Annotated in this window: 21 protein-coding genes; 5 read left to right on the top strand and 16 right to left on the bottom strand. The window is 69.9% G+C overall.

Features of this window, described 5'->3' with window-relative positions; translation table 11 throughout:
* Nucleotides 1-45: 45 nt before the first annotated feature.
* The 3 genes from QNO14_RS08640 to QNO14_RS08650 are packed head-to-tail and all read left to right on the top strand — an operon-like array spanning nt 46 to nt 3,076.
* Nucleotides 46-1,332, top strand: a complete 1,287-nt coding sequence (locus QNO14_RS08640) for a magnesium transporter MgtE N-terminal domain-containing protein (protein ID WP_257493136.1) — start codon at nt 46-48, stop codon at nt 1,330-1,332.
* Nucleotides 1,332-1,934, top strand: a complete 603-nt coding sequence (locus QNO14_RS08645) for a DUF1003 domain-containing protein (RefSeq protein WP_257506320.1) — start codon at nt 1,332-1,334, stop codon at nt 1,932-1,934. Before QNO14_RS08640 ends, QNO14_RS08645 begins: the two co-directional genes overlap by 1 nt.
* Nucleotides 1,931-3,076, top strand: coding sequence for an Mrp/NBP35 family ATP-binding protein (locus QNO14_RS08650; protein WP_257506321.1), 1,146 nt, complete (start codon nt 1,931-1,933; stop codon nt 3,074-3,076). The genes QNO14_RS08645 and QNO14_RS08650 overlap by 4 nt, the downstream gene beginning before the upstream one ends.
* 21 nt (nt 3,077-3,097) lie before the next feature.
* On the opposite strand, the gene QNO14_RS08655 is transcribed toward QNO14_RS08650, so the two are convergent.
* A complete protein-coding gene (locus QNO14_RS08655) occupies nt 3,098-3,478 on the bottom strand; it encodes a twin-arginine translocase TatA/TatE family subunit (RefSeq protein WP_257506322.1) in 381 nt (126 codons plus the stop codon).
* A gap of 70 nt (nt 3,479-3,548) precedes the next feature.
* Here QNO14_RS08655 and QNO14_RS08660 point away from each other — a divergent pair, with 70 nt between their 5' ends.
* Entirely contained in the window at nt 3,549-4,181 is a 633-nt protein-coding gene (locus QNO14_RS08660) for an O-methyltransferase (RefSeq protein ID WP_257493132.1), read from the top strand.
* A gap of 56 nt (nt 4,182-4,237) precedes the next feature.
* Here the strand turns inward: QNO14_RS08660 and QNO14_RS08665 are convergent, their stop codons facing one another.
* From QNO14_RS08665 to dapE, 3 genes are all read right to left on the bottom strand, one after another.
* The gene (locus QNO14_RS08665; RefSeq protein ID WP_257493131.1) at nt 4,238-4,411 is read right to left on the bottom strand and encodes a DUF3117 domain-containing protein; all 174 of its coding nucleotides are present in this window, start codon (nt 4,409-4,411) and stop codon (nt 4,238-4,240) included.
* 87 nt (nt 4,412-4,498) lie between these two features.
* The gene (locus QNO14_RS08670) at nt 4,499-5,722 is read right to left on the bottom strand and encodes a hypothetical protein (RefSeq protein ID WP_257506323.1); all 1,224 of its coding nucleotides are present in this window, start codon (nt 5,720-5,722) and stop codon (nt 4,499-4,501) included.
* Nucleotides 5,704-6,780 carry a succinyl-diaminopimelate desuccinylase gene (gene dapE / locus QNO14_RS08675; protein ID WP_257493129.1) on the bottom strand — a complete coding sequence of 359 codons (1,077 nt, stop codon included), beginning with the start codon at nt 6,778-6,780 and terminating at the stop codon, nt 5,704-5,706. The genes QNO14_RS08670 and dapE overlap by 19 nt, the downstream gene beginning before the upstream one ends.
* Nucleotides 6,781-6,823: 43 nt before the next feature.
* Between dapE and dapD the strand changes: the two genes are divergently transcribed.
* On the top strand, nt 6,824-7,771 hold the full coding sequence (dapD, locus tag QNO14_RS08680; protein ID WP_257506324.1) for a 2,3,4,5-tetrahydropyridine-2,6-dicarboxylate N-succinyltransferase: 948 nt from the start codon (nt 6,824-6,826) through the stop codon (nt 7,769-7,771).
* Between the two features lie 3 nt (nt 7,772-7,774).
* Here the strand turns inward: dapD and QNO14_RS08685 are convergent, their stop codons facing one another.
* The 12 genes from QNO14_RS08685 to QNO14_RS08740 all read right to left on the bottom strand — a co-directional run bounded on the left by QNO14_RS08685 (nt 7,775) and on the right by QNO14_RS08740 (nt 22,016).
* Entirely contained in the window at nt 7,775-9,379 is a 1,605-nt protein-coding gene (locus QNO14_RS08685; RefSeq protein WP_257493127.1) for an L-lactate permease, read from the bottom strand.
* A gap of 96 nt (nt 9,380-9,475) precedes the next feature.
* Nucleotides 9,476-10,786, bottom strand: coding sequence for a citrate synthase (locus QNO14_RS08690; protein WP_257493126.1), 1,311 nt, complete (start codon nt 10,784-10,786; stop codon nt 9,476-9,478).
* Nucleotides 10,787-10,887: 101 nt separating this feature from the next.
* Nucleotides 10,888-11,994 (bottom strand): succinyldiaminopimelate transaminase, encoded by a 1,107-nt coding sequence (dapC, locus tag QNO14_RS08695; RefSeq protein ID WP_257506325.1) that lies wholly within the window; start codon nt 11,992-11,994, stop codon nt 10,888-10,890.
* 1 nt (nt 11,995) lies between these two features.
* Entirely contained in the window at nt 11,996-12,313 is a 318-nt protein-coding gene (gene fdxA, locus QNO14_RS08700; RefSeq protein ID WP_257493124.1) for a ferredoxin, read from the bottom strand.
* A complete protein-coding gene (locus QNO14_RS08705) occupies nt 12,310-12,714 on the bottom strand; it encodes a DUF6113 family protein (protein WP_308211030.1) in 405 nt (134 codons plus the stop codon). The genes fdxA and QNO14_RS08705 overlap by 4 nt, the downstream gene beginning before the upstream one ends.
* Before the next feature lie 21 nt (nt 12,715-12,735).
* Nucleotides 12,736-13,050, bottom strand: coding sequence for an AzlD domain-containing protein (locus QNO14_RS08710; protein ID WP_257506326.1), 315 nt, complete (start codon nt 13,048-13,050; stop codon nt 12,736-12,738).
* Nucleotides 13,047-13,814: an AzlC family ABC transporter permease gene (locus QNO14_RS08715; protein ID WP_257506327.1), complete on the bottom strand. Its 768-nt coding sequence runs from the start codon at nt 13,812-13,814 to the stop codon at nt 13,047-13,049. Before QNO14_RS08715 ends, QNO14_RS08710 begins: the two co-directional genes overlap by 4 nt.
* A 21-nt stretch (nt 13,815-13,835) precedes the next feature.
* Complete coding sequence (typA, locus tag QNO14_RS08720; RefSeq protein ID WP_257493121.1) at nt 13,836-15,746, bottom strand: translational GTPase TypA; 1,911 nt, start codon at nt 15,744-15,746, stop codon at nt 13,836-13,838.
* 144 nt (nt 15,747-15,890) lie between these two features.
* Nucleotides 15,891-17,618 carry an ABC transporter ATP-binding protein gene (locus QNO14_RS08725; protein WP_257506338.1) on the bottom strand — a complete coding sequence of 576 codons (1,728 nt, stop codon included), beginning with the start codon at nt 17,616-17,618 and terminating at the stop codon, nt 15,891-15,893.
* Nucleotides 17,615-18,667 (bottom strand): ABC transporter permease, encoded by a 1,053-nt coding sequence (locus QNO14_RS08730; protein WP_257496226.1) that lies wholly within the window; start codon nt 18,665-18,667, stop codon nt 17,615-17,617. The genes QNO14_RS08725 and QNO14_RS08730 overlap by 4 nt, the downstream gene beginning before the upstream one ends.
* Nucleotides 18,664-20,184 carry an ABC transporter permease gene (locus QNO14_RS08735; RefSeq protein ID WP_257496225.1) on the bottom strand — a complete coding sequence of 507 codons (1,521 nt, stop codon included), beginning with the start codon at nt 20,182-20,184 and terminating at the stop codon, nt 18,664-18,666. Before QNO14_RS08735 ends, QNO14_RS08730 begins: the two co-directional genes overlap by 4 nt.
* 92 nt (nt 20,185-20,276) lie before the next feature.
* A complete protein-coding gene (locus QNO14_RS08740) occupies nt 20,277-22,016 on the bottom strand; it encodes an ABC transporter substrate-binding protein (RefSeq protein ID WP_257506339.1) in 1,740 nt (579 codons plus the stop codon).
* Nucleotides 22,017-22,124 lie beyond the last annotated feature (108 nt).

The following is a 22,124-nucleotide window of genomic DNA, read 5'->3' on the forward strand; positions in this document are numbered from 1 at the left end:
GCGGGTCCGGGGCGGCCGGACCGCCCCGCCGACTACGCTGGTCGGGTGAGCACGCAGAGGGTCTTCGTCGCGCGGCTGGTCGGCTGCACGGTCTTCGATCCTGCCGGCGACCGTCTCGGCAAGGTCCGCGACGTCGTCGTCATCTTCCGCAAGGACGATCCGCCGCGGGTGATCGGCCTGGTGGTCGAGATCCCCGGCCGCCGCCACGTCTTCCTCTCCATCGGCCGCGTCACGTCGATAGCGACCGGCCAGGTCATCTCGACCGGCCTCATCAACGTGCGGCGGTTCCAGCAGCGCGGCGGCGAGGTGCGCGTCATGGCCGAGCTGCTGGGACGCCGGGTCTACCTGCGGGACGGCAGCGGGACCGCCGTCATCGAGGACGTCGCCATCGACCGCAACCGCATCGGCGACTGGGACGTGTCGCAGCTCTTCCTGCGACGCCCCAAGACCAGCGCCTCGCCCTTCGCGAAGGGGCCGACGACCTTCGCCGCGTGGAATGAGGTGCGCGAGGACCAGGCCCCCGGAGAGGCCCAGTCGGCCGAGCAGCTGGTGGCGACATACTCCGAGCTGCACGCGGCGGACCTTGCGAACACCCTGCTGGACCTCCCGGCCGAGCGACTGCTCGAAGTGGCCGAGGAACTCCCCGACGACCGGCTCGCCGACGCCCTCGAGGAGATGCCCGAAGAGGATCAGATGCACATCCTCGAGCGCCTCGGCGACGAGCGCGCCGCCGACATCCTCGATCACATGGAGCCAGACGACGCCGCAGACCTGCTGGGTCAGTTCCCCGAGGGCCGCATCGCCCAGCTGCTCGAGCTGATGGAGCCCGACGAGGCCGAAGACGTCCGCGCGCTCTTGGAGTACGGGCCGGACACCGCCGGCGGTCTCATGACCAACGAGCCGATCGTGCTGTCGGCCGAGAACACGGTCGCTGAGGCGCTCGCGCTCATCCGCCGCCACGAGCTGCACCCCGCCCTCGCCGCCTCGGTGTTCATCACCCTCCCGCCGTTCGAGACGCCCACCGGGCGCCTGCTGGGGGTCGTGCACTTCCAGCGCATGCTGCGCTATCCGCCGCACGAGCGCCTGGGCGCCATCATCGACGACTCGATCGAAGCGGTCCCGGCGACGGCTCCCGCCTCCGAGGTCGCACGGCTGCTCGCCACCTACAACCTCGTGTCGCTTCCCGTGGTCGATCAGGCGCACCGCCTCGTCGGAGCGGTCAGCGTCGACGACGTGCTGGACTACCTGCTGCCCGAGGATTGGCGCTCGCCCGTCTCCGCCGCGCACCCCGCGGCTGCGCTGCGCCCCGAGACGCCGACGGGGAAGCGCTGATGGTCCGCGCGAAGAAGGCCTCGCTCGAGGCGCCCCGCGGCCGGCCCGGCGTGCTCCCCCGCCAGCCGCAGCCGTCGAGCGACCGGTTCGGCCGCTTCACCGAGTGGATCGCCCGCGCGATGGGCACGCCGCTGTTCCTGCTGATGCTGAGCCTGGCCTGCATCGCGTGGATCAGCTGGAACACGTTGGCGCCGATGAGCCTGCGGTTCGACTCCGCCGCCAACGGCTTCACCGCGCTGACGCTCATGCTCTCGCTGCAGGCGTCGTACGCCGCGCCCCTCATCCTGCTGGCCCAGAACCGCCAGGACGACCGCGAACGCGTGCAGATCGAGCAGGACCGCCAGCGCGCCGAACGCAACCTCGCCGACACCGAGTACCTCGCCCGCGAGATCGTGGCGCTGCGCATGGCGCTCACCGACGTGACGAGCGAGGTGGTCACGAAGGACGTGCTCCGCCAGGAGCTGGCCCGTGTCCTCGAGCAGCTCGACGACCGGGATGCCGCGCGCGAGCGCAGCGCGCACGACACCGCCGCCGCGCGCACCGACCGCGAAGACGACCACCGGCCGCGCGAGGAGCATCAGGACGGAACGGACCGGCCGTGACCCCGTTCGACGACGCGGTGCGCGCCGCGGTCGGGGCGGTGGTCGACCCCGAGCTGCGGCGCCCCCTGGCAGAGCTCGACATGGTGCGCGACGTCGCCGTGCACGACGGCGTCGCCCGGGTTGCAATCGACCTCACCATCGTCGGCTGCCCCGCCGCCGACCGCATCGAATCCGATGTCCGCACCGCGGCGGCATCCGTCCCCGGCATCACCGCCGTCGATGTGCTCGTGGGCGTGATGACGCCGGCCCAGCGCGCCGCGCTGACGGAGCGCCTGCGCGGCGGCCGCCCGGCGCGCCAGATGCCCTTCGGGCCCGACTCCCTCACGCGCGTCATCGCCGTCACCAGCGGCAAGGGCGGCGTCGGCAAGTCGACGCTCACCGCGAACCTCGCGGTCGCCCTCGCCGCGCGGGGAGCCGCCGTCGGACTCATCGACGCCGACGTGCACGGGTTCTCGATCCCGGCGCTGCTGGGACTCGTGGGCCCCGACGGACTGCCGCCGCAGCCCACGCGCATCGACGAGCTCATGCTGCCACCGGTGGCCTACGGGGTGAAGACGATCTCGATCGGCATGTTCCTCCCGCGCGATGCCGCGGCGCCCGGTGCCGTCGCCTGGCGCGGACCGATGCTCCACCGCACCGTGCAGCAGTTCCTCACCGACGTGTACTTCGGCGACCTCGACGTGCTGCTGCTGGACATGCCCCCCGGCACGGGAGACGTCGCCATCTCGGTGGGACAGTTCCTCCCCCACGCTGAGGTGCTCGTGGTCACCACGCCGCAGACGGCGGCATCCGACGTGGCCGTGCGCAGCGGTCTCGTGGCGCGCCAGACCGGTCAGCGCGTGATCGGCGTCGTGGAGAACATGGCCGCCATGACCCTCCCCGACGGCACCGTGCTCGATCTCTTCGGCTCCGGCGGCGGCCGCGCGGTCGCGCAGGCGCTGTCGGCCGACGGACACACCGTCCCGCTGCTGGGCACCGTTCCCCTCAGCCCCGCGCTCCGCGTCGGCGGCGATGCGGGCGTCCCCGTGGTGCTCGGTGCGCCCGGCGATCCGGCAGCGGCGGCGATCACCGCACTCGCCGACGGCATCCTCTCGCAGGGTCGCGGTCTTGCCGGCCGCTCCCTGCCCTTCTCCCCCGCCTAGACGGCGGCCGCTGAGGTCGCCTCAGGTCGCCTCGGTGTCGAAGGGCGGCGGGCCCTCCGGCCGCTTCATCACGGGCGGGGGCGGTGATGCCGCGGCGGCGGTCACTGCGGCGCCCGCGGCGGCCGCACGCACCGTGGGTGTCGGCGCGTCGTCGAGCAGCGCCTCACGGATGATGCGGCGGGGGTCGTACTGGCGAGGGTCGAGCTTGCGCCAGTCGACGTCGTCGAGGTCCTCGCCCATCTCCTCCTTGACGCGGGTCTTCGCGCCCGAAACCCACTCGCGCACGCGCACGGTGAACCGAGCCAGCGCCTCGGCGTAGCCGGGCAGCCGCTCGGGCCCGATGAGCATGCCGGCGATCACGGCGATCAGCAGCAGCTTCTCCCACGTGAGACCGAAAACCATGCCTCCAGGTTACCCGTGCGCCTCACGGGTCGCGGCGCTCCTGCCGCGTACGCTGACAGCTGGAGGTCCCATGGGCGAGCACGACGCGAACCGCAGATTCGCAGCCGAAGTCACGATCGAACCCGACGCGATCGGTCGGGCGCGCGCGCACGCGCTCGAGCTCGGCGCCGACCCCATCAGCGCGCCGATCGGCGCCCAGTGCGCGGTCATCGCCGCGGCTTCCAAGGCGCTGAACATCGTAGAGGTGGGCACCGGGGCCGGCGTCTCGGGCCTCTGGCTGCTGCACGGTTCGCCGCGCGCCACGCTGACGACCATCGACATCGAGCCCGAGCACCTGGGCGCCGCGCGTCAGTCGTTCGCGGCGGCCGGCGTCGCGCCCGCCCGCGCACGTTTCATCACCGGACGCGGATCCAGCGTGCTGCCGCGCATGAACGAGGCGTCCTACGACATCGTCCTCATCGACGCCGATCCGGAGGGCGTCATCGAGTACGTCGAGCACGGTCTGCGACTGGTCCGCGCCGGCGGCACTGTGCTCGTGCCGCGCGTGCTGCACGGCGGTGCGGTCGCCGACCCGGTGCGCCGCGATGCGGTGACGAGCGCCTACCGGTCCCTGATCCAGGAGACGCAGTCCTCGCCCGCCGTCATCGGCGCCCTGTCGATCGTCGGCGAGGGACTGCTGCAGCTGACCACCACCGCCCCCTGACGGGAACGACGAAGCGGCCGGTCAGAACTGACCGGCCGCTTCGCACAGGGAGCGTGTCACGCAGGGTTCACAACGCCGCCGAGGACGCTGTACAGCTCTTTCGCCTCGTCGTCGTTGACGGAAACGACCAGGCGACCCCCACCTTCGAGGGGGACGCGCACGATGATCAGGCGTCCCTCCTTCACGGCCTCCATCGGTCCATCCCCGGTTCGCGGCTTCATGGCTGCCATTTACGGGCTCCTTTTCCTCGTAGGTATGGTGCCTGAGTTTATCGTGTGAAATCGGCGTGCGATGACCCAGGCGCGCTGACGGCTCGATCAGGGCACCCGCCAGAAGGTGTCGCCGAGCGCGTACATCTCGTGGATCCACCACCACTGCGCGGCGAGGCACACCCCCAGCGCCGCCGTGCGCCAGACCCTCGATCGGGGCAGCGCGACCGCTCCCCACAGCGGCGACAGCGGCACGAGCAGGCGGAACGTGCTCGACTGCGGGAAGAACACCGCCAGCAGGTGGAGCAGATAGCTCGCCGACCACAGGCGCAGGTCGACCCCGAGGCGGCGTGCCGTGCGGCCGCGCCACAGCCACAGCGCCACTCCCGCCACGGCGGCCACCAGCGTCACCACTCCCGCGGCCGGCGGCAGACCCAGCTGCCCCGCCCAGAAGACGCTGGCCTGCACGAAGCCCTCGAAGGGCGCGAATCCGGCTTCGGCATCCGGAACCCACACGCGCCGCCACGCCAGCTCGGTGGCCAGATAGGCATCGGGCCGCCCCGTCACGAGCGCAGCGATCCCCAGCCACGAGAACCCGACCGCGGCGGCCAGCAGGCCCGTCGCGACGATGTGCACGACGTCACGGCTCGCGAGCGGGTCCTGTCGGCGGATCAGCCAGCGGTGGATGCCGTGAAGTGCGAGGAACAGCGAGAACGCCAGCACCCCGGGCCGGGTGAACCCCATGAGCGGGACGAGGAGATACAGCCATGCGTATCGCCGGCGCTGTACCTGCCAGAGCGCGAGGAAGAGCAGCAGGAGGAACAACGACTCGGCATACGCGACGTGGAAGAGGGCCGCCAGCGGCGATGAGGCGAACAACAGAGCGGCCCAGAGCCCCGCGCGGGCGCCGATCCGTTCGCTGAGGAGGCGATACAGCACATAGGTGGCGCCGTATCCGGCGACCAGCGACACGATGGCCGCCCCTGCCACCCACGTTCCGAACGGTGCGCCGACGACGGCCGCGACGATCGGGTACACCGGGAGGAAGGCCCACGCGTTCTCCCCGACCAGCCCGCCGTCGGTGACGGGCGGGTCGCTGGGGTAGCCCGAGACCGCCACCAGCCAGTACCACTGGCCGTCCCACCCGGCCAGGAGATCCGCCAGGGTGGCGTCCGGGCCGAACCGAGATCCCGGCGCCGAAGCGCGGGCAGCCAGCAGCAGGAAGCAGGTCGTGACGAGACGGGCGCCGACGTAGAGCACCGCGATGCGCAGCGCCGCCGGCAGCGACGCCCAGCGTCGCGCGATGCGGTCTGTCAGGCGCCGCGCAGCCATGCGCGAAGACCGCGCTCCACGGCCTCGATCTGCGAGACCGCCACCCGCTCCTCGTCGTGGTGGGCCAGGTGCGGGTTTCCGGGACCGTAGTTCACCGCCGGCACGCCGAGCGCCGAGAACCGGGCGACGTCGGTCCAGCCGTACTTGGGGCGGGGCACCGCGCCGACCGCGGCGACGAACTCCTGGGCGAGCGCAGCGTCCAAGCCGGGGCGGGCACCCTCGGCGACGTCCGTGATCTCCACCTCGTACCCCGCGAAGATCTCACGCACGTGGGCTTCTGCTTCGGCGGCGTCGCGACTGGGCGCGAACCGGTAGTTCACCTCGATCTCGCAGAGGTCGGGGATGACGTTGCCTGCGACCCCGCCGGTGATGCGCACCGCGTTGAGACCCTCGCGATACACCAGGCCCTCGACCTCGATCTGCTGCGGCTCGTAGTCCGTCAGTCGCGCGAGCACGGGGGCCGCGGCGTGGATGGCGTTCTCGCCCATCCACGCCCGGGCGCTGTGGGCGCGCGAGCCGTGCGTGCGGATCACCGCACGCAGCGTGCCGTTGCATCCCCCCTCGACCTCGCCGTCCGAGGGCTCGCCCAGGATCGCGAAGTCCGCCGCGAAGAGGTCGGGTCGGGTGCGGGCGAGCCGCGTCAGGCCGCTGCGCGAGGCCTCGACCTCTTCGTGGTCGTACCAGAGCCAGGTGATGTCCACGCGGGGGGCGACGAGTTCGGCGGCGAGCTTCAGCTGCACCGCGACGCCTGCCTTCATGTCCACGGTGCCGCGTCCCCACAGGTAGGGCTCGCCGTCGATCTCGATGTCGCGCGTGGGCAGGTTCGCGTTCACCGGGACGGTGTCGATGTGCCCGGCGATGGCGACGCGCTGCGCGCGGCCGAGGTCGGTGCGCGCCACGATCGTGTCGCCGTCGCGATGCACCTGCAGGTGCGGCAACGCGGCGACGGCTTCGTGGATGGCGTCGGCGAGGGTCGTCTCTTCATCCGAGACGCTGGGGATGTCGCAGATCGCCCGCGTGAGGTCGAGAGAGGACGCGCTGAGGTCGAGCCGTGGCATCCCCCGAGTCTAGCCAGCGCGCGACGCCCGATATTCTGGAGGGATGAGCGACGCACGATGGATCTGGGCCACCGGACTGACGACCACCGCCGCTGACGGCACGGTGCTCGACGCCTGGTTCCCCCACCCGCAGGCGGGGCGCCGCCCGGTCGACATCGACGCCGCCGCGGAGGTGGAGGGCCTCGACGGACGCGACGAGCGACGCAAGGTGACGGTGGCGCCGGTGTCGCTCCAGATCGACCTGGATGCCGCGCCGGCCTCGACGCCCGACGCCTACCTGCGGCTGCACGCCCTGTCCCACCGTCTCGTCGAGCCCAACGACCTCAACCTCGACGGCATCTTCGGGCACCTGCCGATCGTCGCGTGGACGAACGCCGGCCCGATGCTGCCTGAGGATGCCGCCTCCATGCGCCCGTCGCTGCAGCGCCACGGGATCCAAGTGCACAGTCTCGACAAGTTCCCGCGCCTGACCGACTACGTCACGCCCGCGGGTGTGCGCATCGCCGACACCGCCCGGGTGCGTCTAGGCGCCTACCTCTCCCCCGGCACCACCGTCATGCACGAGGGGTTCGTCAACTTCAACGCCGGGACCCTGGGCGCCTCGATGGTGGAGGGCCGCATCTCCCAGGGGGTCGTGGTCGGCGACGGCAGCGACATCGGCGGCGGCGCCTCGATCATGGGCACGCTCTCGGGTGGCGGCAGCCACCGCGTATCGATCGGGGCGCGCACGCTCCTCGGCGCGAACGCCGGCATCGGCATCTCGCTCGGAGACGATTGCGTCGTCGAGGCCGGCCTGTATGTGACCGCAGGCACGAAGGTCACCCTGCCCGCGGCGGCTCCCCGCCACGACGGCACGCCCCAGGTCGTGAAGGCCGCCGAACTCTCCGGGCGATCGGGGCTGCTCTTCCGCCGCAACTCCCTCACCGGCGCGGTCGAGGCGGTCGAGCGCGCCGGCGTCGGCGTCACCCTGAACGAGGCACTGCACGCCTGAACGTCAGAACGCGATGTACAGCGTGAAGCACCAGAGGCAGATGAACGCCAGCATCCCGAGGCTGTAGAGGATCGACGCCCGCAGGATCTCGCTTTCGCGCCCCGAGAGCCCCACGGCCCCCGCTGCGATCGCGATCGACTGCGGCGAGATCACCTTGCCGGTGTTGCCGCCGGCGGTGTTGCCCGCCACCAGCAGGGCCGGATCGGCACCGATGCCCTGCGCGGTGGCGACCTGCAGCGGCGCGAAGAGGGTGTTGTTGTTGACCACCGACCCGGTGAGGAACACGCCGATCCAGCCGATGATGGGGGCGAGGAGGGGAACCAGCGGGCCGATCGCGGCGAGGGCGTTGCCCATCGACGTCGAGGCGCCCGCATAGTTGGCGATGTTCGCCAGTGCGAGGATCAGCGCGATGAGCACCAGCGCCTGCCAGAGCGACCGCACGGTGCCGACGAACTCTCCGCCCAGCGACGGGCGGCGCGATTTCGGGGTGGTCAGGTACGACACGATCACCGCAAGGAGGATGGCCGTGCCGGTTGCGTTCAGCGGCGTGAAGCCCCAGGTCGCGGTGACGACGGAGCCGGCTGCCGTGGTCACTTCGCCCGTCAGCCCCGGGATGGGAACGGCGAAGACGGTGCCGGCCAGCGCGCCACCCTCCGCGAAGAGGTTCTTGAACAGCGGCAGGCTCCACAGCAGGATGAAGCCGGTCAGGATGTAGAACGGGCTCCAGGCGGACGCGATCTGGCCGAGGCTGTGGCGCTCGGCCTCCGGGGCCTGCGATCCGTCTTCACGGAACTGCCGCCGCGGCTGCCAGACCCTCCCGAGCACGAAGAGGGCCACCATGGCGCCGAGTCCCGCGCCGAGGTCGGCGAGCTCGGGACCGAGGAACCACAGCACACCGCCCTGGATGCCGCTGAACACCACGGTGACGAGCAGGGTCGCCGGCAGTGTCTCGCGCAGGCCGCGCCACCCGTCGAGGATCATCACCAGCAGGAAAGGGATCAGCAGCGTCAGCGGCTGCAGGATGACGACCATCGACCGCGACAGCACCATCACGTCGATACCGGTGACCTGTGCGCCGACGATCACCGGAATGCCGATGGCGCCGTAGGCTCCGGCGCCGGCGTTCGCGACGAGGGAGATCATGGCGGCGCGCACCGGGCGGAACCCGAGTTGCACGAGCAGTGCCGCGCAGATGGCGATGGGAACACCGAATCCGGCGGCGCCCTCGAGGAAGGCCCCGAAGGCGAAGCTGATCAGCAGCACCTGGATGCGCTGGTCGCCCGAGATCCCCCCGATCGAGGCGCGGATGACGTCGAACCTGCCGCTGGCCACCGCGAGCCGGTACAGCCACACGGCCATCACGATGATGTACGCGATCGGCCAGATCGCGGTGAGCACCCCGTTCAGCGCGGAGCCTGCCACCGCGTCCAGCGGCATTCCGAACGGCCACATGGCGACGACGATCTGCACGGCCAGTGCGATGACGGCCGAGAGGATGCCGCTCAGTTTGATCGCGACCAGGCACACCAGGAACACCACGATGGGAATGGCCGCCACGAGGGCGGAGAGCCCGATGCTCCCGAAAGGGTCCGTCGTCTGTTCCCACATGGCGCCTCCGCTCGTACGGCAGGTCGTGCGGGGGTCACGCTACCCGCCGGGCGCCCTCGTGGTCACCCCCCTGCCGCTACGACGGCGTCGGCCGGCTCACACGCCGGGGTAGTCGCGGCGCGGAGCGCCGGTGTACAGCTGCTGCGGGCGGCCGATCTTCGTCTGCGGGTCGTTCTGCATCTCGCGCCAGTGGGCGAGCCACCCCGGAAGGCGGCCGATCGCGAACAGCACCGTGAACATGCGGGTCGGAAAGCCCATGGCCTTGTAGATGACGCCGGTGTAGAAGTCGACGTTCGGGTAGAGCCGGCGCTGCTGGAAGTACTCGTCGTTGAGCGCGATCTCCTCGAGCTCCTTGGCGAGGTCGAGCAGCGGGTCGTGCACCCCGAGCTCCGTGAGCACCTCGTCGGCGGACTCCTTCACGAGCTTCGCCCGCGGGTCGTAGTTCTTGTACACCCGGTGCCCGAAGCCCATGAGCTTCACGCCGTCTTCCTTGTTCTTGACCCGCTCGACGAAACGCTGCACGCTCTCGCCGGAGTCGCGGATGCGGGCCAGCATGTCGAGGACGGCCTCGTTCGCGCCGCCGTGCAGCGGCCCGTAGAGGGCGTTGATGCCGGCGGAGATCGATGAGAACTGGTTCGCGCCGGTGGAGCCGACCAGCCGCACCGTCGAGGTCGAGGCGTTCTGCTCGTGGTCCTCGTGCAGGATCAGCAGCCGCTCGAGCGCGCGCGACATGACCGGGTTGATCTCGTACTGCTCGCTCATGACGCCGAAGTTCAGGCGCAGGAAGTTATCCACGAAGCTGAGCGAGTTGTCGGGGTAGAGGAACGCCTGACCCACGCTCTTCTTGTGCGCGTACGCCGCGATGACGGGCAGCTTCGCGAGCAGGCGGATGGTGTTCAGCTCCACGTGCTCTGGGTTGTTCGGGTCGGACTGGTTCTCGTAGTAGGTCGACAGCGCGGCCGTCGCCGACGAGAGCACCGACATCGGGTGCGCGGTGTGCGGCAGCGACGAGAAGAAGCGCTTCAGGTCCTCGTGCAGCAGGGTGTGGCGGCGGATGCGCTCATCGAAGGCGCCGAGCTCGTCGGCGGTGGGCAGCTCGCCGTACAGCAGCAGCCAGGCGACCTCGAGGTAGGTGCTGTTCTGCGCCAGCTGCTCGATCGGGTATCCGCGATAGCGGAGGATCCCCTCGTCACCGTCGATGTAGGTGATCGCCGACTTGGTGGCGGCGGTGTTCACGAACCCGTAGTCGAGGGTCGTGTGCCCGGTCTGCTTGGTGAAGGTCGACAGGTCGACGCTCGAGGTCCCGTCCGTGCCGCGCAGGATGGGCAGTTCGGCGGTGCGCTCCCCGATCGTGACCGTGGCTACGGGCTGGGGGGCTTCTGGCTGCTGGGTGCTCGCGTCGCTCACGAAGCCTCCTTGCGGTCGGGGTCGTCGGTGAATACAGCCTAACGGGCCGTGGGGCCTACTCCGCTCCCCGCCAAAGGATGGCGGGAACGGGTGGAGGAATGCTACGGGGGCGTCAGCCGCCGCGCGGCCTCGGCGATGCGCTCGTCGGTCGCGGTGAGGGAGAAGCGCACATGCTGCGGGAAGTGCGGGCCGTAGAAGTGGCCCGGGCCTGCCAGGATGCCACGCTCGGCGAGCCGGCCGAGACTCTCCCATGCATCGCGACCCTCCGTGGCCCAGAGGTACAGTCCCCCCTCGCTGCGGTCGATGCGGAACCCGGCGGCCTCGACCGCGGGCTTGAGCATCTCTCGCCGGCGGCGGTAGCGCGCCTTCTGTGCAGCGACGTGCGCGTCATCGGCGAGGGCCGCCGCGGCGGCGGCCTGCACGGGGGCGGGGAGCATGAGGCCGAGGTGCTTGCGGGCGGTCAGCAGGCGCGCCACAAGGGCGGGGTCGCCGGCGAGGAAGGCCGCCCGGTACCCCGCGAGGTTCGACTGCTTGCTGAGGGAGTACACCGACAGCACGCCCGTCGGATCTCCCCCGGTGACGCGCGGATCGAGGAGGCTGGGGACCGGCTCTTCGGCCCACCGCCCTTCCCAGCCGAGCTCGGCGTAGCACTCGTCACCGGCGATGACGGCGCTGAGCTCGCGTGCCCGCGCGACGGCGCGGCCGAGCTCTTCGTGGTCGAGCACGCGACCGTCGGGGTTGCCGGGAGAGTTCAGCCACACCAGGCGCGTGCCCACCGGCCATTCGGCGGGGTCGTCGGCCGCGAGCGGGGTCGCGCCCACCAGCCGGGCTCCCACCTCGTAGGTCGGGTAGGCCGCGCGCGGATGCACGACGACGTCGCCGGGTCCGATGTCGAGCAGCAGCGGCAGCAGCGCCACCAGCTCCTTCGAGCCGACGGTGGGCAGCACGTGATCGGGCGTCAGCCCGGGCACGCCGCGCCGGCGCCGGAACCAGTCCGCGATGGCTTCGCGGAGGAACGGCGCGCCGGCTGTCTGCGGGTAAGCATGGGCGTCGGTGGCGGCGGTCAGGGCCGCCGCGACGACCTCGGGCGTGGGGTCCACCGGAGAGCCGATCGAGAGATCGACGATGCCGCCCGGATGGGATCGAGCCGTCGCGGCATAGGGCGCAACGGCATCCCAGGGGTAATCGGCGAGGTCGCTGACCCCCACGTCAGGCCTGCGGCGGAAGGGCGGCGATGACGGGGTGGTCGTGCTTGATGACCCCCGTCTTCGCGGCTCCGCCGGGCGAGCCGATGTCCTGGAAGAACTCGACGTTCGCGGTGTAGTAGTCCGCCCACTCGGCGGGGAGGTCGTCTTCGTAGTAGATCGCCTCGACGGGGCAGACCGGCTCGCAGGCGCCGCAGTCCACGCACTCATCGGGGTGGATGTACAGCGACCTCTCACCCTCGTAGATGCAGTCGACAGGGCACTCGTCGATGCAGGCGCGATCCTTGACATCGACGCACGGGAGAGCGATCACATACGTCACTCCCCCAGTCTAGGCGACCTCTCCCGATCCGGCAGGCGTGACAGGTCGGGCCAGGCGACGACGACAGCGACGACGAGGGGCACCGCGATCGTCCAGACGACACCGGCCGAGAGCATTCCGTCCGTGGGTGCGGGCACTATGACCGAGCCGCCGGGGCCCGCGCCCGAGAACAGCAGGGTCGCCACCATCGCGCCGATCCCGGCGGCCAGGGCCACCCACCGGTCCGCGGTCAGCAGCCGCACGGCCAGCAGCAGCGCCGACACACCGACGATCGACAGCACGAGGCCGAGCGGGAACCACCCGAGGGCATAGGAATGGGCCACGGTTCCGGCGACCCCGTAGACGAAGCCCACGACGACGGCGATGATCCACGTCAGCACGCGCGCCCTGATCGATCCCACCTCAGCAGTCTAGGCGGCCGGTCACGCCGCCCAGCCCCACAGTCGCAGCAGCGCAGCCGTGCCGGCGGCAGCCACCACGACCACGAGGAACGGGGCGCGCACGAGCAGCAGCCCCGCCGCCACGACGAGGGCGGGCACCCGCGCGTCGACGACGACACCCTGGCCGATGCCGAGTGTCTGCACCGCCACCAGGGCCGCCAGCAGCGCCACGGTGAGCAGGTCCGCCACGCGCGCAGGGCGGGGCGCCTCGAGCACCTTCGGCGGGATGAGGTATCCGACCGCCTTCAGCGCGACGCAGACGATGGCCGCCACCAGCACGGCGTTCCAGAGGGTCACGGCAGCCCTTCCCGCTCGGGCACGTCGTCGGGCTCGGCGAAGCCGGGCGCGGCGCCCGGTGCGGCGAACCAGTTGAACAGACCCACGACGACCGCCACCACGGCGGCGATGAGCACGGGCAGACCCGGCATGAGCACGGGCGTGAGCGCCGTCGCGACCACGGCGGCCGCGACACCCACCACGATCGCCTGGCGCTGCCGCACGCGCGGCCAGAGCAGAGCGAGGAAGGCCGCCGCCGCCGCGGCATCCAGCCCGTACGCGCGGGGGTCCCCCAGCAGATCGCCGAGGAGCGCGCCGAGCAGCGTCGAGAGGTTCCACCCGACGTAGATGCCGACGCCGGTGACCCAGAAGCCCACCCGCCGTGCCCGGGGCTCCGTCTGGGCGAGGGCGACGGCCGTCGACTCGTCGATCGTGAACTGCGCCGCCGCCGCGCGCCGCCAGAAGGGTCCGCCGATGACGGGCGCCATGCGCATGGCGTAGGCGACGTTGCGCACCCCCAGCAGCGACGCCGAGGCGATCGCCGCCGGCACCGCGGCGAGGCCGCCGGCGCCGATGACGCCGACGAACGCGAACTGCGAGCCGCCGGTGAACATCACGAGACTCAGCGCGCACGCCTGCCAGACGTCGAGGCCGGATGCGACCGCGAGCGCGCCGAACGACACGCCGTAGGCGCTGGTGGCCAGAGCCACCCCCAGCCCCTCACGCGTCGCCCGGCGCACCTGACGGGCGGCGTCCGCTCCGTCAGGAGGCGTTTCCTCGGTCACCCGAAGATGCTAACGGCGAGGTCAGGCGTTGGCGTCCTGGCGCTTCAGACGTGCCGTCGCGCGGGCGCGCTCGTTGGCGTCGAGGTTCACCTTGCGGATGCGCACGATCTCGGGAGTGACCTCGACGCATTCGTCGTCGCGGGCGAACTCGAGGCTCTCCTCGAGCGTCAGCAGCCGCGGCGGCGTCATCGACTCGAAGGTGTCGGAGCTCGCCGCCCGCATGTTGGTGAGCTTCTTCTCCTTGGTGATGTTCACGTCCATGTCGTCGGCGCGGGAGTTCTCGCCGATGACCATGCCCTCGTAGACCTCCTGCGTGGGCTGCACGAAGAACGACATGCGCTCCTGCAGCGCGATCATCGCGAAGGGGGTGACCACACCGGAGCGGTCAGCCACGACCGAGCCGTTCTGACGCGTCTGGATGTGCCCTGCCCACGGCTCGTAGCCGTGCGAGATCGCGTTGGCGATGCCGGTGCCTCGGGTCGTGGTCAGGAACTCGGTGCGGAACCCGATGAGTCCGCGCGAGGGGACGATGAACTCCATCCGCACCCAGCCGGTGCCGTGGTTGGTCATGTTGTCCATGCGGCCCTTGCGGGCGGCCAGCAGCTGCGTGATCGCGCCGAGGTACTCCTCGGGTGCGTCGATCGTGAGGTGCTCGAACGGCTCGTAGGTCTTGCCGTCGATCTTCTTGGTGACCACCTGGGGCTTGCCGACGGTCAGCTCGAAGCCCTCGCGGCGCATGTTCTCGACGAGGATGGCCAGCGCCAGCTCACCGCGGCCCTGCACCTCCCACGCGTCGGGGCGCCCGATGTCGACGACCTTGAGCGAGACGTTTCCGATGAGCTCGCGGTCGAGGCGGTCCTTGACCATGCGAGCGGTGAGCTTGTGGCCCTTCACCTTGCCGACGAGCGGCGACGTGTTGGTGCCGATCGTCATCGAGATGGCGGGCTCGTCGACGTGGATCTGCGGCAGCGGGCGCACGTCCTCGGGATCGGCGATCGTCTCGCCGATGGTGATGTCGGGGAAGCCCGCGATGGCGACGATGTCGCCGGGGCCGGCGGACTCGGCCGGGTAGCGGTCGAGGGCACGGGTCTTGAGCAGCTCGGTGATGCGGGCGTTGCTGGTGGTTCCGTCGGCGCGCACCCAGGCGACCGTCTGGCCCTTCTTCAGCGTGCCGTTGAAGACGCGCAGGAGCGCGAGGCGCCCGAGGAAGGGCGAGGAGTCGAGGTTCGTCACCCACGCCTGCAGCGGTGCCTCGTCGTCGTACGACGGCGCCGGCACGTGCTGCAGGATCGCCTCGAAGAGCGGCTCGAGGTCGTCGTTGTCCGGAAGGCTGCCGTTCTCGGGACGGTTGGTCGAGGCGGCTCCCGCGCGGCCGGAGGCGTAGACGACGGGGACGTCCAGCAGCGCGTCGACGTCGAGGTCGGGAACGTCGTCCTGCAGGTCGGACGCGAGACCCAGCAGCAGGTCGTGGGCTTCTTCCTCGACCTCGGCGATGCGCGCGTCGGGGCGGTCGGTCTTGTTCACCAGCAGGATGACCGGCAGCTTCGCCTCCAGCGCCTTGCGCAGCACGAAGCGGGTCTGCGGCAGCGGGCCCTCACTGGCATCCACCAGCAGCACCACGCCGTCGACCATCGACAGCCCGCGCTCGACCTCGCCGCCGAAGTCGGCGTGACCGGGGGTGTCGATGACGTTGATCGTCACCGGCACGTCGGTGTGGATGCCGTTGTACGTGATCGCCGTGTTCTTGGCGAGGATCGTGATGCCCTTCTCGCGCTCGAGGTCGTTCGAGTCCATCGCGCGCTCCTCCATGTGCTCGTGAGAGCCGAAGGACCCGGTCTGGCGGAGCATCGCGTCGACGAGCGTGGTCTTGCCATGGTCGACGTGCGCGACGATCGCGACGTTACGGAGGTCCGGACGGAGGGCGTGCGCCATCGAGTTTCCTTGCGGGGAGAGGGGAATGAATCAGCGCCGTCCCCAGGCGAAAACCGAAGGGCCGACACTCCAGGATACCGGAAGCGGGGGGGGGTCGCGGCGACCCCGCCCCGCTTCGGGTGCGTTCACCGGCTGTGGCCGGGACTAAACCTGCGCGTCCGGGGTGTCTCCGAGCGAGTCCAGCAGGGCCCGGCGCGCCAGCCGGCGCTGGCGCTGCTCGACCGGGTCCGGCACCGGCGATGCGGCGAGAAGACGCTTGGTGTAGTCGTCCTGCGGGTCGTGCAGCACCGTGCTCGTCTCGCCCTGCTCGACCGCGTGGCCGTCCTTCATCACCAGCACGTGGTCGGCGAGCATGTCCACGACCGCCAGGTCGTGGCTGACGAGCATGCAGGCGAAGTCGAACTCGCGCTGCAGCTCGCGCAGCATCTCGAGCACCGCGGCCTGAACCGAGACGTCGAGGGCCGACGTCGGCTCGTCCGCGATCAGCAGCTCGGGCTTGAGCGCCAGCGCCCGCGCGATCGACACGCGCTGCCGCTGGCCGCCGGAGAGTTCATGCGGGTAGCGGTTGACGACGTCGGTCGGCAGGTGCACGGCATCCAGCAGCTCACGGGCGCGCGCCAGGCGTGAGCGCTTGTCCCCCACCTTGTGCACGACCATCGGCTCGATGATCGTGTCACCGATCGGGAAACGCGGGTTCAGCGAAGCCGCCGGGTCCTGGAAGACCGCGCCGATGTAGCGGCGCGCGTCCTTCGCCTTGCGCCCGCGCAGCTTCGCGAAGTCCGCGCCGCGCACCTTGAGCGAACCGGATGCCACCGGCAGCAGACCCAGCACGGCCTTCGCGATCGTCGATTTGCCCGAACCGGACTCACCGACGACTCCCAGCACCTCGCGTTTGGCGAGGTCGAAGTAAACCCCCTCGACCGCGCGGAACGCCTTGCCGCGCGACACGTAGTCGAGAGCCAGATCCTCAGCGACGAGCACCAGATCCCGCTCGGTCGGAGTCGGAGCGGTGCGCTCACGGGTCTGCGCGAGCGCGCCCCCCACGCTCAGCGCCGAACCCGACAGGCGGGGCACGGCATTGAGGAGCTTGCGGGTGTAGGGATGCTGGGGGTTCTTGAGCACGTCCTCGACGAGACCCTGCTCGACGAGCTCACCCTTGTACATGACGACGACGCGGTCGGCGAGATCCGCGACGACGCCCATGTTGTGCGTGATCAGCAGGATGCCGGCGTCGAGGTCGTCCTTCAGCGACCGGAGCAGATCGAGGATCTCGGCCTGCACGGTGACGTCGAGGGCGGTAGTGGGCTCGTCGGCGATGATCACGCGCGGGTTCAGCGCGATCGCCATCGCGATGACGATGCGCTGGCGCTGACCACCGGAGAACTGATGCGGGTACTGCCCGATGCGCACCTCCGGATCGGGGATGCCGACCCGCTTCAGGAGCTCGATCGAACGTGCGCGCGCGTCCGCACCGTAGGCGACGTCGTGCAGCTCGAAGACCTCCGTCATCTGCCGCTCCACCGTCAGCACGGGGTTGAGCGCCGACATCGGCTCCTGGAAGATCATCGCCACCTGGGTGGCACGCAGCCGGCGGATCTTCTCCGGCGCGAGTCCGACGACATCGGTACCGCCGACCTCCGCGGAGCCTGAGACGAGGGCGTTCTCGGGAAGCAGTCCCATTGCCGCTGCCGAGCTCACCGACTTGCCTGATCCCGACTCACCCACGATGGCGACGACCTCGCCAGGGCGCAGCTCAAGGCTCACGCCCTTGACGGCGCGGACCAGTCCCGACTCGACGACGAAGTCGACCCGCAGGTCGGTGAGCCGCAGGGCGGCATCCGCACCCGCGGGGTGCGTGTCCGTGTACGTCACGACAGTCCTTTCTCAGCGCGCAGGCGTTCCAGTCTGCGTGGACTCCACTTGCGGGTCTGCCGCGGGTCGAAGGCGTCGCGCAGGCCGTCGCCGAGGAAGTTCACTGCGAGCACGATGACCAGGATGATCATGCCCGGCCACCAGAACAGCCACGGTCGGTTGGTGAAGGCACCCTGGTACGTGCTGATCAGCAGGCCGAGCGACGTGTCGGGCGGCTGCACACCCCACCCGAGGAAGCTCAGCGAGCTCTCGAGCAGGATCGCCCCGCCGATCGCGAACGTGGCGTTCACGACGATGATGCCGATCGTGTTGGGCAGCAGGTGCTTGAAGATGATGCGGAAGGAGCTGGCTCCCGTCGAGCGGGCGGCGGCGACGTAATCGCGCTCCCTGAGGGAAAGGACTTCTCCTCGCACCAGTCGGGCCAGGCCGGTCCACGACACCAGGCCGATCATGAGGGCGAGCGCGAAGATCCCTCCGCCCGCGCTGCCGGCGATCTTGCCGAGCACCGCGGCGAGGACGAGGAGCGGAATGACGATGAAGATGTCGGTGATGCGCATCAGCACGTTGTCGACCCAGCCGCGGTAGTAGCCCGCGACGGCGCCCATGACAGCGCCGATCGTCGTGGCGACGAGGCCGACGACGAACGCGATGATCAGTGACCGCTGGGTGCCGACCATCACCAGGGAGAAGTAGTCCTTGCCGGTGTTGTCCTGGCCGAAGGGGTGCTCCCCCCAGCGGATGCCGTCGCCCCCGAGCCAGGTCGGAATGAGACTCAGCGTGGGACGGCCGCCGTCGATCACATTGCCGGCGGCGAGGTAGCTCTTGTCCCACCAGCCGGGGATTCCTGCGAACCCGATCGAGGTGAAGGCGACGACGACGATCGTGAAGAGCACGACCACCGAGACGAGCGCGCCGCGGTGGCGGAGGAACCGCCGCAGCACGAGCCGCCCCTGCGAGATGGGCTTCGTGTGCTTGGAGGCGAGGGCTGCGTCCTCGGCTTCGGCGAGATCGTAGATCGCGTCGGTGGGGGGTGTGGTGTCGTTGCTCATACTCGGATCCTGGGGTCGAGGTAGGCGTAGGAAATATCGGCGAGCAGGTTGAACAGAACCGCGACGCCGCCGGTGATCAGGAAGAACGCCATGACCGGTGCCGGGTCGACCTGGTCGAGGCCGCTGGCGAAGAGATCACCCATGCCCTTCCACCCGAAGACGCGCTCCGTGATGACCGCGCCACCGATGAGGGCGGCGAAGTCGAAGGCGGCGATCGTCGCGATGGGGATGAGGGCGTTGCGCAGCGCGTGGCGGAAGATGACCGTGCGCTCGGGTGCGCCCTTCGCGCGAGCGGTGCGGATGTAGTCCTGACGGTTGACCTCGAGCATCGAGGTGCGGGTGTATCTGCTGTAGCTGGCGAGCGAGATGAGCGTCAGCAGCAGCGTCGGCAGCAGCATCTGCGTGCCGTAGTCGAGGAACGTCTCCCAGAAGCCACCGCGGAAGTTCGGCGTCTGTGAGCCGATGGTGGAGATCGGCCGGGGCTTGAGGCCGAGGAAGTTCGGCCAGACCCGGAAGAGATGGTCGAGCATGGTGAGGCCCGCGCCGATGACGCCCGTCACCGTGGCGGCGATGATGGCCTGGCTGCGGTAGCGGTGGCTCATGAACCGTGCGAGCACCCACGGCAGGGCGACCGCGAGGACGACGCCGAGGATGAGCACGCCCCAGTTCATGTAGTAGACGAAGACGTTGTAGAGCACCAGCTGCATGATGCTGACGCCCGCCGCCGTGATGAGCGCCGGAACCAGCACCTCGCGGTTGCGCAGCCCCACGGTCATGGCCGTGACGCTCAGCGCAACGGCGAACGTGAGCACTGCGACGCCGATCATGCCGAGCTGCGGGTTGCGGAACAGGTCGAGCGCGGTGAACGTGGGGAGGACGACGGCGAAGAACACTGCCGTCACAGCGAAGGTCGCGACCCGTCGCTTGACGGATCCGGCGAGGAGCACCTGCATCACGAATCCGATGACCACCGCGATGAGGATGATCTGCAATGGGGTGAAACCGGGATCCTGGAGCCAGTTGTTGAAGCCGATGGCCAGGTACTCCTTCAGGAGCACCGCGGCCCAGAACACGGGGAGCGAGAAGAAGAGGAAGGTGCCGAAGGTCACCGCGTAGTCGAGGCCCGAGTACTGACGGACGGCTGTCAGGATGCCGACCGCGACGCCGATGATGAGGGCGAGCACGGTGGCGAGGAGGACCAGACGCAATGTCGAGGCCGCGGCCTGGCCGAGCAACGTGCCGACGTCGACACCCTGGCGGTTGGTGCCGAAGTCGCACTGGCCGATGACGCAGCGACTCACGCCCCCCAGCCAGTCCAGGTAGCGCTGCCACCACGGCAGGTCGAGCTCCATGAACTCGATGCGCTGCTGGATCAGGTAGTCACGGTTGCGCGCGTTGCTCTCGCGCAGATCTGCGAGCGGATCCCCGGAGTTGATGACCAGCACGTACACCAGCACCGAGGCGCCCAGCATGACGCCGAACGCCTGGACGAGGCGTCGCAGGATGAACTTCAGCACGAGCGTGCTTCCCTTCGGGTTTATCGGGAACGGTCGCGATCACAGATGTGCGGGCCGGCCGCAGGCCGACCCGCACATCTGCTCATCGCCGATTACTCAGCGCTGCTCCACGCGTACGCGTTCCAGGAGATACCACTCTGGGTGGTGGTCCGCTCGACACCGTCGATGCTCGAGCTCGCCGCGTCCACACCCGGGTGGGCGAAGATCGGGAGGCCGAACAGGTCGGCCCACAGCAGCTCCTCGATCACCTTGGTCTGCGCCAGGTGCACCTCGGGGTCGAGGCTGTCCTTCAGCGTCGCCCAAGCGGCGTCGACCTCGGGGTTGGAGTAGCCACCGTAGTTCTGCGGCTTGCCGGTGGCGTAGATGTTCTCGCCCGAGGCGATCTGGCCGGAGCCGGCCCAAGCGAACAGTGCCACCTCGTAGTCACCGCGCTCCTGCGTGCCGCCCGGGGCGAAGAAGTCCTCGCTGCCCGCGTCGACGATGTTGAAGCCGGCCTGGTCGCACGACGACTTGATGAGGGCGACCTGGTCCGCGCGGCGCGGGTTGGGGGCGGAGTATCCGATGCGGACCTCAGCACCCTCGGCACCCTGCTCCGCGACGATGCGCGCTGCCTCTTCGATGTTCGGCTCGTCGTACTCGCCGTTGTAGGACGCGTCGACGACCTCTTCGTAGCTGTCCTGGAAGGGGAACACCTCGCGGGCGTTCAGCACGACGGCGTCGGCGTCGATCGGCTTGATCAGGTTGTCGACGATCTGCTGGCGCGGCACGCACATGGCGAAGGCCTGGCGAAGCTCCAGGTTGTCGGCGAACAGCGAGCCCTCGATGAAGTTGAAGTCGAGGTGCTCCCACGTCAGGGACGGGCCGGCGAGGATGTTGACCGCGTCGCCCAGCTCCTCGAGCTGCGCAAGCGTGTCGACGGTCGGCTGCGGTGCGATGACGTCGAGGTCACCGTTGTCGAGGGCCTGGACCATCGCGTCCTGGCCGACGAAGCGGAAGATGAGCTCGGCGTTCTGCGGCGCGAGCTTGTCACCGTAGTACTCCTCGTTCGCCACGAGGGTGACGGACTGACCGGCATCCCACGAGCCGAGCTTGTACGGACCCGAGGAAGGCACGAGCGCCTCGTCGGGCAGCTCGCCGGGGTTGGTGAACCAGCCGGTGTTCCAGAACTCTGCTGCGGGCTCGAGCGCGGCGGCGTCGCCGTCGAGGATCGCCTGGGCGAGCTCTTCCGTCTCCATGCCGGCCTGCTCCGCGACGATGTGCGCGGGGTCGAGCATCCAGGTCTGGATCTTCCAGTCCGGGTTCTTCACGGCGAATTCGACCGTGAACTCCTTGCCGTCGAGCTCGCCCTGCGGACCCGCGGGGACCTCGTCGCCCAGGTCCTGCGAGACCGAGTTGAACAGCGGGGTCTCGGCAGCGGTGAGGTTCGCGTTCTGCACGCCCCACGCCAGCACGGCGTCGGCGACGGTGATCGGGGTGCCGTCAGACCAGGTGGCGTCCTCCGAGATGGTGTACTCGACCGTCAGCGGGTCCTCCGACACCAGCTCGTAGGAGCCCAGGTCGGTGTTGTCCTGGATCGAGCCGTCCGGAGCGAAGTACGTGAAGCCCGTCTTCAGCTGGTCGGCGATGGCCGAGTTGTACGTGCTGTACGTCTCGGGGGTGAAGCCGTTGTAGCTGATGAAGTCGTTCGGCCCCACGGAGACGGCGATCGACGCGGAGCCCGTGGCCTCGTTGGTGTCACCGCTCCCATCTTCGGCAGGCGGTGCACAGGCGGTGAGCGCCAGGGCGGTGACGCCGATGGCGGCCCCGGCGATAAGGGTTCGACGTGAACGCATTTGGTCTCCTACATTGGTGCGGGCATTGGCACTCGCGGCCTGCTTCGACTGACCTACATCGCTCGGGCTGCGAATACCGAAACTATAGGTGAACGCGAGCGGGCCAAT

Source organism: Microbacterium sp. zg-Y625 (genome assembly GCF_030246925.1).
GTDB lineage: Bacteria > Actinomycetota > Actinomycetes > Actinomycetales > Microbacteriaceae > Microbacterium > Microbacterium jiangjiandongii.

Bases quoted from the DNA above. Each gene is read 5' to 3' on its own strand.
- QNO14_RS08645 (WP_257506320.1), top strand. From the start codon at position 1,332: ATGGTCCGCGCGAAGAAGGCCTCGCTCGAGGCGCCCCGCGGCCGGCCC.
- QNO14_RS08655 (WP_257506322.1), bottom strand. From the start codon at position 3,478: ATGGTTTTCGGTCTCACGTGGGAGAAGCTGCTGCTGATCGCCGTGATC.
- QNO14_RS08660 (WP_257493132.1), top strand. From the start codon at position 3,549: ATGGGCGAGCACGACGCGAACCGCAGATTCGCAGCCGAAGTCACGATC.
- QNO14_RS08665 (WP_257493131.1), bottom strand. From the start codon at position 4,411: ATGGCAGCCATGAAGCCGCGAACCGGGGATGGACCGATGGAGGCCGTG.
- QNO14_RS08670 (WP_257506323.1), bottom strand. From the start codon at position 5,722: ATGGCTGCGCGGCGCCTGACAGACCGCATCGCGCGACGCTGGGCGTCG.
- dapE (WP_257493129.1), bottom strand. From the start codon at position 6,780: ATGCCACGGCTCGACCTCAGCGCGTCCTCTCTCGACCTCACGCGGGCG.
- dapD (WP_257506324.1), top strand. From the start codon at position 6,824: ATGAGCGACGCACGATGGATCTGGGCCACCGGACTGACGACCACCGCC.
- QNO14_RS08685 (WP_257493127.1), bottom strand. From the start codon at position 9,379: ATGTGGGAACAGACGACGGACCCTTTCGGGAGCATCGGGCTCTCCGCC.
- typA (WP_257493121.1), bottom strand. From the start codon at position 15,746: ATGGCGCACGCCCTCCGTCCGGACCTCCGTAACGTCGCGATCGTCGCG.
- QNO14_RS08730 (WP_257496226.1), bottom strand. From the start codon at position 18,667: ATGAGCAACGACACCACACCCCCCACCGACGCGATCTACGATCTCGCC.
- QNO14_RS08740 (WP_257506339.1), bottom strand. From the start codon at position 22,016: ATGCGTTCACGTCGAACCCTTATCGCCGGGGCCGCCATCGGCGTCACC.